9 protein-coding genes are annotated in these 15,309 nt (G+C 61.5%); 1 reads left to right on the top strand and 8 read right to left on the bottom strand.

Going from position 1 to position 15,309, the window contains the following annotated elements; translation table 11 throughout:
• The 7 genes from DevBK_RS02985 to DevBK_RS02955 form a co-directional block, all read right to left on the bottom strand.
• Entirely contained in the window at positions 1–1,632 is a 1,632-nt protein-coding gene (locus DevBK_RS02985) for an alpha-D-glucose phosphate-specific phosphoglucomutase (RefSeq protein ID WP_317184412.1), read from the bottom strand.
• Complete coding sequence (glgA, locus tag DevBK_RS02980) at positions 1,613–3,073, bottom strand: glycogen synthase GlgA (RefSeq protein ID WP_317185582.1); 1,461 nt, start codon at positions 3,071–3,073, stop codon at positions 1,613–1,615. Before glgA ends, DevBK_RS02985 begins: the two co-directional genes overlap by 20 nt.
• Positions 3,073–4,344, bottom strand: a complete 1,272-nt coding sequence (glgC, locus tag DevBK_RS02975) for a glucose-1-phosphate adenylyltransferase (protein WP_061910869.1) — start codon at positions 4,342–4,344, stop codon at positions 3,073–3,075. The genes glgA and glgC overlap by 1 nt, the downstream gene beginning before the upstream one ends.
• A gap of 56 nt (positions 4,345–4,400) precedes the next feature.
• On the bottom strand, positions 4,401–6,599 hold the full coding sequence (gene glgB, locus DevBK_RS02970) for a 1,4-alpha-glucan branching protein GlgB (protein ID WP_061910867.1): 2,199 nt from the start codon (positions 6,597–6,599) through the stop codon (positions 4,401–4,403).
• An 86-nt stretch (positions 6,600–6,685) separates the two neighbouring features.
• Positions 6,686–9,157 carry a glycogen/starch/alpha-glucan phosphorylase gene (locus DevBK_RS02965; RefSeq protein WP_317184411.1) on the bottom strand — a complete coding sequence of 824 codons (2,472 nt, stop codon included), beginning with the start codon at positions 9,155–9,157 and terminating at the stop codon, positions 6,686–6,688.
• A gap of 95 nt (positions 9,158–9,252) precedes the next feature.
• On the bottom strand, positions 9,253–11,106 hold the full coding sequence (locus DevBK_RS02960; RefSeq protein WP_317184410.1) for a monovalent cation:proton antiporter-2 (CPA2) family protein: 1,854 nt from the start codon (positions 11,104–11,106) through the stop codon (positions 9,253–9,255).
• Between the two features lie 99 nt (positions 11,107–11,205).
• On the bottom strand, positions 11,206–12,453 hold the full coding sequence (locus tag DevBK_RS02955; protein WP_317184409.1) for an AI-2E family transporter: 1,248 nt from the start codon (positions 12,451–12,453) through the stop codon (positions 11,206–11,208).
• Between the two features lie 129 nt (positions 12,454–12,582).
• Here DevBK_RS02955 and DevBK_RS02950 point away from each other — a divergent pair, with 129 nt between their 5' ends.
• Positions 12,583–13,524, top strand: coding sequence for a nucleoside hydrolase (locus DevBK_RS02950; RefSeq protein ID WP_317184408.1), 942 nt, complete (start codon positions 12,583–12,585; stop codon positions 13,522–13,524).
• Positions 13,525–13,560: 36 nt separating this feature from the next.
• On the opposite strand, the gene DevBK_RS02945 is transcribed toward DevBK_RS02950, so the two are convergent.
• Complete coding sequence (locus DevBK_RS02945; protein ID WP_317185581.1) at positions 13,561–15,147, bottom strand: ABC-F family ATP-binding cassette domain-containing protein; 1,587 nt, start codon at positions 15,145–15,147, stop codon at positions 13,561–13,563.
• Between the last annotated feature and the right edge of the window lie 162 nt (positions 15,148–15,309).

Here is a 15,309-nt window from a genome sequence, read left to right as displayed (position 1 = left end):
TCAGGTGATCACGCTGGGCTCGGTGCGGCCGGTGCGCTTCTGGATGCCGGCGAGCTTTTCGATGATCGCGATCAGCGGCGCCAGCGCCTCCTGCGTGTCCAGATTGTGCTGGCCATCGGCTGGTTCATATCGCTCGAGATAGACACGCAATGTCGCCCCGACCGTACCGGTGCCCGAGAGGCGCAGCACGATGCGCGAGCCATCCTTGAAGCCAATGCGAATGCCCTGCTTGGCGCTCGTCGAACCATCCACCGGATCATGATAGGTGAAGTCGTCGGCATAGGCGATTTCAAGCCCGTCGATCACCTGGCCGGGCAGGCTCGATAGCCGCCCGCGCAGATCATCGACCAGCGCATTGGCGATGGCGCTATCGACCTCTTCATAGTCGTGGCGCGTGTAATAGTTGCGCCCATAGGTCGCCCAATGCTCGCGCACGATCTCGTCGACACCCTGCTTGCGCACAGCGAGAATGTTGAGCCAGAGCAGCACGGCCCAAAGACCGTCCTTCTCGCGCACATGGTCAGAGCCGGTGCCGGCGCTTTCCTCGCCACAGATCGTCACGCGACCAGCATCGAGGAGGTTACCGAAGAACTTCCAGCCCGTCGGCGTCTCGTGCATTTCGATGCCGAGCTTTTCGGCGACACGATCGGCTGCTGCGCTCGTGGGCATGGAGCGCGCAATGCCCGCGATCCCGCCCTTATAGCCCGGCGCCAGATGCGCATTCGCGGCCAGGAGAGCCAGCGAATCCGATGGCGTCACGAAGCGGTTCTTGCCGATAATCAGGTTGCGATCGCCATCACCATCCGAGGCCGCGCCAAAGTCCGGCCCCTCAGGGGTCATCAGCAGCTCATACATATCCTTGCAATAGACAAGGTTCGGATCGGGGTGCCCGTCGTTGAACGACGGCGACGGCACGCCGTTGATCACTGTCCCGGCAGGCGCCCCGAGAATGCCCTCGATAATCGCCTTGGCATAAGGTCCGGTCACGGCATTCATGGCGTCGAACGTCATGGTGAAACCAGACTTGAACAGCGCCCGGATCGCGTCGAAATCGAACAGCGTCTCCATCAGCGCGGCATAGTCCGTGACCGGATCGATCACCTCCACGACCATGTCGCCAACCTGCTGCGTGCCGATCTTCCCGAGATCGATATCGGGCGTATCGAGCGTCTTGTAACTGTCGATCACCTTGGTGCGGTCGAACACCGCATCGGTGATCTTTTCGGGCGCCGGTCCACCATTGCCGATATTGTACTTGATGCCGAAATCGCCTTCCGGCCCGCCCGGATTGTGGCTGGCCGAGAGCACCAGCCCGCCAAAGGCCTTGTAGTGCCGGATGACATGGCTGGCTGCCGGCGTCGAAAGCAGACCGCCCTGCCCGACCAGCACCTTGCCGAACCCGTTGGCCGCCGCAATGCGGATGGCCTTCTGGATGGCGACATCGTTGTAATAGCGCCCGTCGCCGCCGATCACCAAGGTCTGGCCGGCAAAGCCTTCGAGGCTGTCGAAAATCGCCTGGATATAGTTCTCGACATAGTTCGGCTGCTGATAGACCGTGACGCGCTTGCGCAGGCCCGAGGTCCCCGGCTTCTGGTCGGCATAGGGCGTGGTCTTAATCGTCTGCAGTGTCATCGCGTTTCAGTCCAATCAGCGAAGCATAGAGTTCGGCATAGCGGGCGGCGCTGGTTTCCCAGCTCACATCCGATTTCATGCCGCGTCTCTGCATTTTCTTCCAGGTTTTATCATCCGCAAAGAGCGCCAGCGTGCGCCTTATGGCATTGGCGAGGGCGTCTTCGCTCGGTGGCGCAAATTGCACGCCCGTCGCCACTTCCGCCTGCAATGCGGCAACATTGGCGTCGATCACGGTATCATTGAGCCCGCCGACGCGGCTGACGAGCGGAATACAGCCATAGCGCAGTGCATAAAGCTGGGTCAGCCCGCATGGCTCGAACCGCGACGGCACGACCATCACATCCGCCCCGCCCTGCACCAGATGGCTCAATTGCTCATTATAGCCGGTCACAAGACCCACGCGCCCGGGATGACGCATCGCCGCCCCGCGCACGGCATTCTCAAGCTCGGCCTCGCCCGAACCCAGCACCGCCAATTGCCCGCCCCCCTCGACCAAAAGGTCGATGGTGTTGACGAGGAGGTCGATCCCCTTCTGCCAGGTCAGGCGGCTGACAACGGCGAACAGCGGCCCCGAAGACGGCTCAAGCCCAAACGCCTCCTGGATCGCTGCCTTGTTGGCATTGCGGCCCATCAGCGAATTGGCGGTATAGGTCGATTTGAGGCTCATATCCGTCGCCGGATTCCAGGCCTCCATATCGATACCGTTGAGCACACCGAACACGGTTTCCGAGCGATTGTTGAGGAGCCCGTCGAGCCCCATGCCAAACGCTGGCGTGCGGATTTCAGCGGCATAAGTTGGCGACACGGTGGTCACCACATCGGCGCATTCGACGCCGGCCTTCAGATAACCGACCCCGCCATAATATTCGACGCCTTCGACCGAGAACGCATGTTGCGGCAGGCGCAATTGTGGGAAGATGTCGTAGCCATAGGTGCCCTGAAACGCCATATTGTGGACCGTCATCACGGTCTTGAGCGTCGAGGACGGGCCATATTTGACATAGGCCGGTACCAGTCCCGCCTGCCAGTCATGCGCATGAATGACCTGCGGCTTATAGCCTTCGACAAGCCCGAGGCCCAATTCGGAAGCGACCCACGAAAGGGCAGCAAAGCGCTTCCAATTGTCCGGCCAGTCCCACCCTTCCGGCCCCACATACGGATTGCCCGGCCGGTCATAGAGCACCGGCGCATCGAGCACGATCAGGTCCATTCCATCGACGCGCCCGGCCAGCAGCCGCCCCGTGACCCCGAACAGGTCATCGAAATGATGGACCTCGCGCGCCGCGCCCAGCTTGGCCATCACCGCCGGATAGCCGGGCAGCAATGTTCGCATCGAAACGCCGTTTTGCGCCAGAGCCGCCGGCAACGCGCCGGCGACGTCAGCAAGACCACCCGTCTTGATGAGCGGATAGACCTCGGAAGCGACCGAAAGGACTTCGATCATCGATCGGCCAGATAGCGGTTGACCATGGCCTGGGTGATCAATGTCACGCCCTCTTCCGTGCGGCGGAACCACTTGGCATCGAATTCCGGATCTTCGCCCACGACGAGACCCGCCGGAATATTGACGCCGCGGTCAATGACGACCTTTCTCAGCCGCGCATTCTGCCCGATATCGCAATAGGGCAGCACGACGGCCTCATCGAGGGCCGAGTAGGAATGCACGCGCGACCCCGTAGACATCAGCGTGCGCTGCAGATGGCCGCCCGAAATGATGCAATCGCCCGAAACCAGCGAATTGACTGCGGAGCCGCGACGTCCGTCGAAGTCGTGCACGAACTTGGCCGGCGGCGTGATTTCGGCATAGGTCCAGATCGGCCAGTCGCGATCATAGAGATCGAGCTGGGGATTGATGTCGGTCAGATCGATATTGGCCTTCCAATAGGCATCGACCGTACCCACGTCGCGCCAATAGGAGACCGTCTCGTTGCTCGAGCGCACGCAGGAGCGCGGGAAGCGGTGTGCCCAGGCCGTGCCGTTCTTGACGATATAGGGGATGATGTCCTTGCCGAAATCGCGGCTAGACCCTTCGGTCGCCGCGTCGCGACGGAGCTGTTCCATGAGGAAACGCGTCTCGAACACATAGATGCCCATTGATGCCAAAGCCATATCCGGCTTGTCCGGAATACCCGGCGGATCTTTGGGCTTTTCGACGAAATCGACGACGCGATCGCGCCCGTCGACATGCATCACGCCAAAGCCCGTCGCTTCCATGCGCGGCACTTCGAGACAGCCGATGGTCACGTCGGCGCCCGTATCGACGTGCTGCCGCAGCATGATTTCGTAGTCCATCTTGTAGATGTGGTCGCCGGCCAGGAGCACGATATAGCGCGGACCGTAATCCTCGATGATGTCCATGTTCTGATACACGGCGTCGGCCGTGCCGGCGTACCACATGTCTTCCTTGACGCGCTGGCTCGCGGGCAGCACGTCGAAGCTTTCGTTGCGCTCGGTGCGCAGGAAGTTCCAGCCGCGCTGCAGGTGGCGAATGAGGCTGTGCGCCTGATATTGCGTCGCCACAGAAATGCGTCGAATGCCCGAATTGATGGCATTGGAGAGCGCGAAGTCGATGATACGCGACTTGCCGCCAAAATAGACGGCGGGCTTGGCGCGCCGGTCGGTCAGTTCCATCAGACGCGTGCCGCGTCCGCCAGCCAGAACATAGGCCATAGCCTCACGCGCCAATGGCGACGGTGCCCGATAATCAGCCATTCACTTCCTCCACTAGTGCCCGCCGCTCCCGCGGGACGTATTCACTCGATAACGTGTTATTCAGGCTCGTATTTCAGGAAAACTGTCGCCAGCGGCGGCAGGAAAACTTCCATTTCTGCAGGCAGGTGTCGGCCTTCGACCGGATACGCGGTCACAGCGCCCTGGTTGCCGGTATTGCCACCGGCATACCAACCCGCATCGGTATTGATCCGTTCAACCCAGCGCCCGGTCAGCGGCACCGGCACTTTATAGCCGCTGCGTGGAACAGGCGTCATATTGGAGATGACGACGACGGGGTCGGCGCCTTCGGCCTTTCTCAGCCATGCAAAGACCGTATTGGTCTGGTCATTCCCGATCAGCCATTCGAAGCCATCCGGCTCGCAATCGCGCTCGTGCAAGGCGGGCAGGCTGCGATAGGCCGCATTGAGATCGGCCACGAGGCGGCGCATCCCTTCGTGCGGCGCTGAATCGAGCAGCCACCAGTCAAGGCTGCGGCTCTCGGTCCATTCTTCGCGCTGCGCAAATTCTTGGCCCATGAACAACAGCTTCTTGCCCGGATGCCCCCACATGAAGGCGAGATAGGCGCGCAGATTGGCAAATTGCTGCCAATCGTCGCCCGGCATCTTGGTCAGGAGCGCACCCTTGCCGTGCACCACTTCATCATGGCTGAGAGGCAGGACGAAGTTTTCGCTGAAGGCGTAAACCAGCCCGAAGGTCATGTCGCTGTGGTGATAGCGGCGATGGATCGCGTTGCGGCTCATGAACCGCAGCGTATCGTTCATGAAGCCCATGTTCCACTTGAACCCGAACCCCAACCCGCCCGCATAGGTCGGCGCGCTGACGCCCGGCCACGAGGTCGATTCCTCAGCAATCATGAAAGCGCCGGGGAATTGCCGGTAAACCTCGGCATTGACGCGCTGCAAGAACGCGACCGCATCGAGGTTCTCATTGCCGCCATGCTGGTTTGGCACCCACTGCCCCGCCTGCCGCGAATAGTCGAGATAGAGCATGGACGCCACCGCGTCGACACGCATGCCGTCGATATGGAACGTCTCGAACCAATAGAGCGCGCTGTTGGTCAGGAAGGCGGAAACTTCCTTGCGCCCAAAATTGTAGATCGCGGTGTTCCAGTCAGGATGATAGCCCTGCCGCGGATCGGCATGCTCATAGAGTGCAGTGCCGTCAAAATGCGCCAGGCCGAATTCGTCGGTCGGGAAATGCGCTGGCACCCAATCGAGAATGACCCCGAGCCCCGCCTCATGCGCCGCGTTCACCAGCCGCGCAAATCCGGCCGGATCGCCAAAGCGCGCCGTGGGCGCAAACATGCCCGTCGGCTGATAGCCCCAGCTCGGATCATAGGGGTGCTCGCTGACCGGCATGAATTCGAGATGGGTGTAACCCATATCAGCGGCGTAGGGCACAAGCTGCTCGGCAAGCTGGTCATAGCTCATGAACGAGCCATCCGGCCGCCGCCGCCACGAACCCAGATGCACTTCATAGATCGACATGGGCGAGCGGCGCCAATCGCGCTTGGCCCGTTCTTCCATGTAGCGATCGTCTGTCCAGGTGAACGGCGTCGGATCAGGAACCACCGACGCATTGCGCGGCCGCAGTTCAGCCTGCCGCGCCATCGGATCGGCCTTCAACGGCAAGACCTGCCCGTCGGCGCCGACGATTTCATATTTATAGATCGTCCCCGTGCCCAAAACCGGGATGAATACTTCCCAGATCCCATCGCGATTGCGCATCGGGTGGCGGCGCCCATCCCACTGGTTGAACGGTCCGACGACGGAAACGCGTCTCGCATTAGGCGCCCACACCGCAAAATGCGTCCCGTGGATGCCCTCGAATTCCATCTCGTGCGCGCCGAGCTTGTCGAAGAGCCTGAGGTGGCTGCCTTCCTTGATGTAATAATCATCCATCGGCCCGAGCACGGGACCGAAGGAAAACGGATCGAACACCGTCCAAACGCCGCCGGCGTTCTTGGCCTCGAACCGGATCGGCTGGCGCGCGTCGATGCTCACCTTGCCTTCGAAAAAACCACCGCCATGCCGGGGATAGAGATTGCCAAGCGGCTTGTCGTCGAGCGTGAAGGCCTCGACTGACTCCGCATGCGGAATAAAGGCGCGCAGCACCCAGTCCCCGCCTATCTCGTGCAGTCCGAGAACGCCGAAGGCATTGCCGTGGCGACCCGCCACGATGTCTTCGATATCCCTGCCCTCAGCCTGCCAAGCTTCTTTTGCCACGCCTTGCATCCCCCCATGACCAGCCAAATTCATTCAGGTGGTCGTCATTCGGTAAGGCCGCAGAGCGAAATTCGATCCGCGGCCTGACTTATTTTTCAAGCCGTCTGCACATCCCAGATGTCATGGGCATATTGCCTGATGGTCCGGTCGGACGAGAAGAAGCCCACATTGGCAGTGTTTCGGATGGCCATGGCATCCCAGCGCGAGCGGTCGAGCCAGGTTTTCTCGACCTTGGCCTGAGCGTCCCAATAGGCGTCGAAATCGCGGGCCACCATGAACCAGTCATGGTCGCGCAGCCCGCCGATCAGATCGCGATAGCGGTTCGGATCGTCCGGCGAATAGACACCCGAGGAGATCGCGTCGAGCGCCTCGCGCAGCCGGTGCGTGCTCTGGAGCACCTCAGCCGGTGCCTCGCCGTTCGCCCGCTTTTCATCCACCTGCTCGGTCGTAAGACCGAAGATGAAGATGTTGTCGTCCCCGACTTCCTTGTGCATTTCGACATTGGCGCCGTCCATCGTGCCGATGGTCAAGGCGCCATTGGCCATGAACTTCATGTTGCCGGTGCCCGAAGCCTCCATGCCCGCCGTCGAAATCTGCTCAGACAGATCGGCCGCCGGCACGATCAGTTCGGCGAGACTGACATTGTAATTGGGCAGGAACACCACCTTGAGGAGCCCGCGCACCGCCGGATCATTGTTGATCACGCGCGCCACGTCGTTGATCAGCTTGATGATCAGCTTGGCATTCCAGTAGCTCGGCGCCGCCTTGCCCGCGAAAATCTTGACGCGTGGCACCCAGTTCCGCTCCGGATGCGCCCGGATTTCATCATAGAGCGCCACGGCGTGAATGATGTTGAGCAATTGCCGCTTGTATTCGTGGATGCGCTTGATCTGCACGTCGAATAGCGCGTCGGGCGAAACCTTGACGTTGACGCGATCCTTGATGAGCTTGACCAGCCGCTGCTTGTTCGCGTGCTTGACGGCCGCAAACTGCTTCTGGAAACCGGGATCCTGCGCATGGGCGTCGAGCTGATGCAGCTTCTCGATATCGTCGAGGAATTCAGGGCCGATGCGCTCGGTGATGAGCTTGGTCAGCCCGGGATTGCACTGCATCAGCCAGCGCCGCGGCGTGATGCCGTTGGTCTTGTTGTTGATGCGCTCTGGATAGAGCTTGTGCAGATCGGCAAAAACCGTCTGCTTCATGAGTTCGGTATGAAGCGCGGACACGCCATTGATCGAGTGCGAGCCGACGAAGGCCAACTGCCCCATGCGGACGCGGCGCCCGCCATGCTCGTCGATCAGCGATACATTGGCGACCTGCTGGTCGCTGAATGACGCCTTGGCCCGCGCTTCGGTCAGAACCGCAGCGTTGATCTGGTAGACGATCTGCATGTGCCGCGGCAGCAACCGCTCGAGCAGCGCCACCGGCCAGCTTTCGAGCGCCTCTGGAAGGAGCGTATGGTTGGTGTAACCAAACGTGCCCTTGGTCAGCTTCCACGCCTCTTCCCATTTAAGGCCATTCTCATCGACGAGAATGCGCATGAGTTCGGCCACAGAAATCGCGGGGTGAGTATCATTGAGCTGGATCGCGACCTTATCCGGCAGCGAGCCGAGATCGCCATATTGCTGAAGATGCCGGCGAACGATGTCCTGGAGCGAGGCGCAGGAGAAGAAGAACTCCTGCCGCAGCCGCAATTCCTGCCCAGCCGGCGTTGAATCGGCGGGGTAGAGAACCCGGGTAATCGCTTCTGCGCGCGAGCTTTCTTCAAGCGCCCCGATATGGTCGCCCGAGTTGAACTTGTCGAGCAGGATCGGATCGATCGGCTGGGCGCTCCAGAGCCGCAGCGTGTTGACGCGCGAACCGCGCCAGCCAACGATCGGCGTATCATAGGCCACCGCAAGCAGATGCTCATTCGGTCGCCATTCCTGGCGCACGGTGCCGTCGGCATCGGTCACCGGCTCGACATGACCGCCAAAGCCGACTTCATAGGCGCTTTCGCGGCGCTCGAATTCCCAGGGATTGCCGTGGGCGAGCCAGTCTTCCGGCAATTCGACCTGCCAGCCCTCGCTCATTTCCTGCCGGAACAGCCCGTGCACATAGCGAATGCCATAGCCGTAAGCCGGGATTTTCAGCGACGACATGGATTCAAGGAAACACGCCGCGAGACGGCCGAGACCGCCATTGCCCAGCGCCGCATCGGGCTCGAGATTGATCAGGTCGCCGAGATCGACATTGAGGTTCTTGAGCGCCTGCGCCACCGGCTCCATCAGGCCCACATTGCTCATCGCATCGCGCATGAGCCGGCCGATCAGGAATTCAAGGCTGAGATAATAGACGCGCTTGTGCGAAGTCCGCCACGTCTCGCGAGAACTCTCCATCCAGCGGTCCATGATCCGGTCGCGAACAGCGAGGATCGCGGCGCGCAGCCAGTCATGCGGGCGAGCGACAATCGGGTCCTTACCGACTGAATAGATCAGCCTTTCAAGGATCTCGGCTTGAATCGCTTCAACGGTAGTGGCGCGGGGCTCTGGCGTCGGAGCATCGTAGACGATCGGCTTTTGCGGCATATCGCAATCCAGTGTTCATGACGATGTTCCCCTCTAGAAGCATCACTCTTGCACTTAATTTGTGCATCGGAAAGCCCCCTCGAAGGGCAGGGAAATTAGTTACCTGTACGAGGCGTCGATTGTGCGACTGCCTCCTCAGCGTTTTGTTCTGAAACGGTAATTCCGCTTTCGCGGGCCTGATCCTCGGCATTGCTGAGGAGAAGCCGTCCAAGGTTGCGCCAGTCCTCGCCGTTGAACTGCAGTTCGAAGCGGCGACGGTCGCGCTCACGCACGCCCTCGATCACTTCGTGCGCTTCTTCCTCGCTGGCGCCGAGCATTTCCGCCGCTTCACCGCCGAATGCGACGGCCGATTCGAAGGTCTCGCGGATCTGATACTCGACCCCTGCCCTCAGAAGTTCGATGCCGTGCTGACGATCATAAGCGCGCGCCATTACCCGCGCCAATGGGAACTGATCCCGTACCAATTCGGCGATCCGGTTGGTCTGTGCCTTGTCGTCGGTGCAAAGAAGGATCAGATCGGCCGTCCCGGCGCCCGCAGCGCGCAACACGTCGAGACGCGTGCCATCACCATAATAGACCTTGAACCCGATTGAAGCTGCAGCACGGATCATTTCCGTGTCGTTGTCGATGATCGAGACCGAGTGGTGCATCGCCAAGAGAGGCTGGCTGGCGATTTGGCCAAAGCGGCCGAAACCGATGATCAGCACGCGGCTCGACAGCCCATTGGCCCTTTCGATGCCGTCGAAAGAAACGACCTTCTTGGGCATGAACCGGCGCATCAGGATCAGCGCAAACGGCGTCACCACCATTGAAATGATGACGGTCGCGGTAAAAATCGCATTGCTTGGCGCGTCGATGATTCCGGCCGAAACAGCGGTTGTGTAGAGCACGAAGGCGAATTCGCCGCCCTGCCCCATCAGCACCGCGCGCTCCAGCGCCTCGCCATGGTCCGACTTCAACACCCGCGCGATGACATAGATCGCGATCGCCTTGATCGCCATGAACAGCACGACACAGGCCGCGATGATCTGCCAATTGTCCGACACCGTCGCGAGATCGAGCGACATGCCGACCGCTAGAAAGAACAGCCCCAAGAGAAGCCCGCGGAACGGCTCCACATCCGCTTCAAGCTGATGCCGGAAGGCCGAGGTCGAGAGCAGCACGCCGGCAAGGAACGCGCCCATGGCCATGGAGAGACCGCTAACCTGAAACAGCAGCGCCGCGCCCAAAACCACCAGCAGCGCCGCCGCAGTCATTACTTCGCGCACCTTGACCGAGGCCAAAACCGCGAAGAACGGGTTCATCACGCGGCGCCCGAGCCAGATCAGCAAGAGGATCGCGCCGATCGCGCCAGCGACGCCGATCAATCGCGTCACCGTCGACTGGTCCTCGCCTGTCGGCGCCAAGAGCGCCACGATGGCGAGCAGCGGCACGATCGCGAGATCTTCGAGGAGAAGAATGGAGACCATCTTCTGTCCACCCTCGCTCGCAAGTTCGCCCCGCTCGCCCAAGATCTGCATGACGATGGCCGTCGATGTCAGCACGAAGCCCATGCCGAAAATGAAGGCGACAACGGGGGAAAACCCAAGGACGACGCCCACCCCGGTCAGCAGCAATCCGCAACTCACGACCTGAATAACGCCCAGCCCAAAGATCTGCTTGCGCAGCGCCCAGAGCTTGCTGGGCTCCATTTCGAGCCCGATGATGAAGAGGAACATCACGACGCCAAGCTCGGCCAATTGCAGCACCGAGGCAGGATCGCGGATCAACCCGATGCCCGATGGCCCAAGCAAAAGCCCAGCCGCCAGGTAGCCCAAAACGGACCCAAGCCCGATCCGGCGAAAGATTGGCACGGCAATGACACCGGCCGCCAGCAAGGCAACGATGGGGAAAAGGTCGATCCCGTGGTGTGCCGCCTCTGCGGCCTGCGCCACTGCTTCACCCGCCATGATTCTATTCCCCCAAAGGCACGTTTAGGGGAGACACTTGTGCCGCAGGCCATGCGCCGTCAAGGCGGCTACACGCAGACGAGCCACGCGCGAACGAAACTAGCTCGATGCCTCGACGCCAGTCGGCGCCGTGCCGTCCGGCGGCTCCAGCCGCTCCTGCTTGCGCTTTTCGTTGCCGTCCTCGGCCTCTTCCTTCTGCTCGTGGATCGCCTGCGCAGCATTGGCAAGCACCACCTCACGTTCGCTCATATAGCGCGTGCGCCGCACCGGCCGCTTGGGCTTGACCGGCTTGCTCGGCAGCGCATGCGTCAGGATGGACGTCGCAATCAACAGGGTCGGAACGGCGACAAGCCCACCTACCGGTCCCCAGGCCCAAAGCCAGAAGGTGATCGAGAGAAAGATAATGAAGGGATTGAGCGTCATCGTGCGGCCGATGAAGTGCGGCGTCACGATCTGCCCCTCGATGAAGTTGATGCCCATATAGCAAAGCGCCGGCATCAGGATGTGCTGCAACTCGGTTTGCGTGCCGAGACCGACCGCGAGAAGGATCAGGATCATCGTGCCCTGTCCCACATAGGGGATATAGTTCAGCACCGCGGCAAGCGCGCCCCAGAGGATCGGCGATGGCATTCCGATCAGCCACATCACGGTCGTCACAGCAATGCCGACGCAGGCATTGATGAACGTTATGGAGAGGAGGAACCGGCTGACCTTGGCCTCGACGTCTCGGAACACATGGGCCGTGCGCCACCGCATCCGCCGCGTCACGCAAAGTGCCAGCACCGAGATGCGGATATGGTCGCGTGTCGCAACAAAGAAATAGAGACTCGCGAGAAAAATCAGGATTTGGGCCAGGATCGCCGGCGCTAGCATGGCAACACTCGCCATGGCACTTCCATCCTCGACATTGACGCTCATCCCCGCACCACCACCGAAGATCTCGGTGATCTGCGTCTGCAGCCCTGAAAGGCTTTCGATCGGCTCCTTGAGATTAGCCAACTGGCCCTGCAGCTTGTCCCAGATGAGCGGCGCCCGTGCCACCCATTCACTCAGCGGCAATGCAAAGAGCACGATGCCCGACGCAATGATTGTAAGCAGCAATAGCACGACGACGGCGGCCGACAGCGCCGGCGGAATGCCGATGGCTTCTAGTCGATCCGCAACCGGCCCAAACATCAGACCCATGACTATCGCGAGGGTAACCGGCGCAAGAAAAACCTGCCCAGCCTGCAGCACGAATAGGAGCACGACGACGCCAATCGCCACCACCGCGAGTCGCGCGGCATTATTGAGCACGCGCTCGAATTGGCTTTCGTCCATGTCTTCGCCTGCAGGCCCTCTGCTCATGATCTCTTTCTGGGTGCTGGAAATTATGCACCTACAACGTCACGCTCCCCCCGTTGTTCCAGATAGTCGACCATTGCCGTTCCGCCAGCTAATGTCCCCTTGTTTTCGCTTCGCTTTCAGGGACAGACCATGCCGCGCAAGATCATCATCGACACCGATCCAGGTCAGGACGACGCCGTCGCCATTCTCCTCGCGCTGGCCTCCCCGGAGGATTTCGAAGTCGTGGGCGTCGTCGCCGTCGCCGGCAATGTCGGCCTTCACCACAACGCCACCAATGCCCGCAAGATTGTCGAACTCGCCGGCCGCCCCGATGTCCCCGTCTATGCCGGCTGCTCCCGCCCGATGCGCCGCAGCCTCGTCACCGCTGAGCACGTTCACGGCGACACCGGTCTCAACGGCCCCGACCTTCCAGCCCCCACGATCGAGCTCCAGCCCCAGCACGGCGTCGATTACATCATCGATGCACTGATGAGCGCCGAGCCCAAATCGATCACCCTTTGCACACTCGGGCCCCTGACCAATATCGCCATGGCTCTAGTGAAAGAGCCGCGCATCGCCGAGCGCATCGCCGAACTCGTCATGATGGGCGGCGCCTATTTCGAAGTCGGCAACATCACCCCGGCGGCCGAATTCAACATCTATGTAGACCCCGACGCCGCCGATATCGTCTTCCGCAGCGGCATCAAGCTCACCGTCCTCCCGCTCGACGTCACGCACCAGATGCAGTCCACCCCGGCCCGCCTTAATGCCATCAAGGCAATCGGCAACAAATCCGCCCAGGCCGTTTATGAAATGCTGACCTTCTCCGAAGGGTTCGATCTCAAGAAATACGGCTGGGAAGGCGCGCCCCTCCACGACCCCACCGTCATCGCTTACCTCATCGACCCCACCATCTTCGAAGGCCGCGAGTGCAACGTGACCATCGAAACGACAAGCGAACTCACGATCGGCATGACCGTCACCGACTACTGGCACGTCACCGACAAACCCAAAAACGCCACCTACATCCGCTCCGGCAAAGCCGATCGCTTCTACGATCTGCTGACCGAGCGGCTGGCGCGACTGCCGTAACTTCCCCAATCCGTCCCTCCCCCTGCCAGGGGGAGGTTAGGTGGGGGTCAGCCGCACCTCCCGCGTCATCCCGATATTCTCCAAAAATACCGCATCGTGGCTGATGACCAGCAGCGCGCCATCATAGGCCCGCAGCCCTGCTTCGATCTTCTCGATTGCCTCGACATCCAGATGGTTTGTCGGTTCATCGAGTACCAGCAGCATCGGCGGCGTCTTGCCGCCGAGCGCCGCCGCGAGCCCGGCCCGCAGCATCTCGCCACCGCTCAGCGTGCCCGCCAGCTGCAGCGCCGCATCGGCCCGGAACCCGAACGCCGCCAGCACCGACCGGCAATCATTCTCCGAACTCTCGGGATTGAGCCTTCGAAAATTCTCGACAATGCTCTCCTGCCGATCCAGCAGCCCCACCTGCTGGTCGAGCAGCGCCATTGGCCCGCCAAGCTCCACCGACCCGGTAAAAGGCGTCAATTCCCCGGTCAGCATTTTGATCAGCGTCGTCTTGCCCGAACCATTTGGCCCCACCACGGCCACCCTCTCCGGCCCGATGATCTCAAGATCCACACTGCGGATCACCGGCGCCTCAGGCTCATAACCTCCGCTCAGCCCCTTTGCCCGCAACACCACCTTGCCCTGCGGCAGATTGCTTGGCGCCAGCTTCACCGAGAACGGCGTCAAAACCTCAATCTTCGCGCGCGCCGCTGCGGCCTGTTCCTGCGCCGCGCCGGCCATTTTCTCGGCCAGCGTGTCGAGACCACCGGCCGTCTCCTCTGCCCGACGCTTCAGGCCGCCCATCATGATTTTCGGCATATCGCCCTTGGCCGCCTTTCGGCGTCCGCCGGCATCGCGCTGCGCCTGCTTCTCCCGCGCCTCCTGCGCCTTGCGCGCGACATCCCGCACTTGCCGCTCGGCCACATCGCGATCCCGCTCAGCGACCTGCAGCTCCAGCGCCTTGCGCTCGCGATAGTGCCTCCACCCGCCGCCATAGGTCTTGGCGCCAAGGCTTGTCAGCTCAACAATCGCATCAACTTCCTCAAGTAAGCCACGATCGTGACTCACGACCACCGCCGCACCGCGCCAACCTTTCAGCAAGCCGGCGACCGCCTCTCGCCCGTCGACATCGAGATTATTCGTCGGCTCATCGAGAAGGATCAGGTCCGGCTCGGCAAAAACCAAAGCCGCCAGCGCCGCCCGCGTCCGCTGCCCACCCGACAGCGTCGAGAGCGGCGTTTCCGCCGTCACCGGCAGACCCAACTGCGCCAACGCCGCCTCGAGCCGCGCCTCGAGCGTCCAATCGACCTCGGCCAGTTCATCCACATCGGCAGAACCGCTGACCGCCTTGGCCAGCAAAGCCAGCGCCGCGCGCACCCCGAAGATATCGGCGATAGTCTCGCCTTCGCGCGGCTGCACCTGCTGGCGCAAAACGCCCAGACGCCCGGTACCGCTGATCGTGCCGGAGCTGGGCGTCAGTTCGCCCGCGATCAACCGCAGCAGCGTGGTCTTGCCCACACCATTGTGCCCCACAAGGCCTGTGCGGCCCGGGCCAAAGGTCAGATCGAGATCAGAAAAAAGTTTGTGGCCGTCAGGGCCGGTATAGGACAGGTTCGCAATCGTTACGGAAACGGGCATGGACAAGATGTTCTCCAAGAGCAAGGCAGGTCGGCATTGCAGTGGAGAAGCGTTCCATTCGGCACCATCCGGTCGAGTTACGATGCCCATAAGATAGCGCGGCCAGCGCGGGCGTCAACCGCCCCACTGGTCAAGCCCCGGGCGCGGGAGTAGTGTCCGGCA

The sequence above is a fragment of the Devosia sp. BK genome (assembly GCF_032907385.1).
Taxonomy (GTDB): domain Bacteria; phylum Pseudomonadota; class Alphaproteobacteria; order Rhizobiales; family Devosiaceae; genus Devosia.
Note: the sequence above shows the minus strand (reverse complement) of the source record. Positions and strands in the feature narration are given on the sequence as shown.

Excerpts from the sequence above, each read along its gene's own strand:
- DevBK_RS02950 (WP_317184408.1), top strand. The coding sequence starts at position 12,583 with ATGCCGCGCAAGATCATCATCGACACCGATCCAGGTCAGGACGACGCC.
- DevBK_RS02945 (WP_317185581.1), bottom strand. The coding sequence starts at position 15,147 with ATGCCCGTTTCCGTAACGATTGCGAACCTGTCCTATACCGGCCCTGAC.
- DevBK_RS02955 (WP_317184409.1), bottom strand. The coding sequence starts at position 12,453 with ATGAGCAGAGGGCCTGCAGGCGAAGACATGGACGAAAGCCAATTCGAG.
- DevBK_RS02985 (WP_317184412.1), bottom strand. The coding sequence starts at position 1,632 with ATGACACTGCAGACGATTAAGACCACGCCCTATGCCGACCAGAAGCCG.
- DevBK_RS02965 (WP_317184411.1), bottom strand. The coding sequence starts at position 9,157 with ATGCCGCAAAAGCCGATCGTCTACGATGCTCCGACGCCAGAGCCCCGC.
- glgB (WP_061910867.1), bottom strand. The coding sequence starts at position 6,599 with ATGCAAGGCGTGGCAAAAGAAGCTTGGCAGGCTGAGGGCAGGGATATC.
- glgC (WP_061910869.1), bottom strand. The coding sequence starts at position 4,344 with ATGGCTGATTATCGGGCACCGTCGCCATTGGCGCGTGAGGCTATGGCC.
- DevBK_RS02960 (WP_317184410.1), bottom strand. The coding sequence starts at position 11,106 with ATGGCGGGTGAAGCAGTGGCGCAGGCCGCAGAGGCGGCACACCACGGG.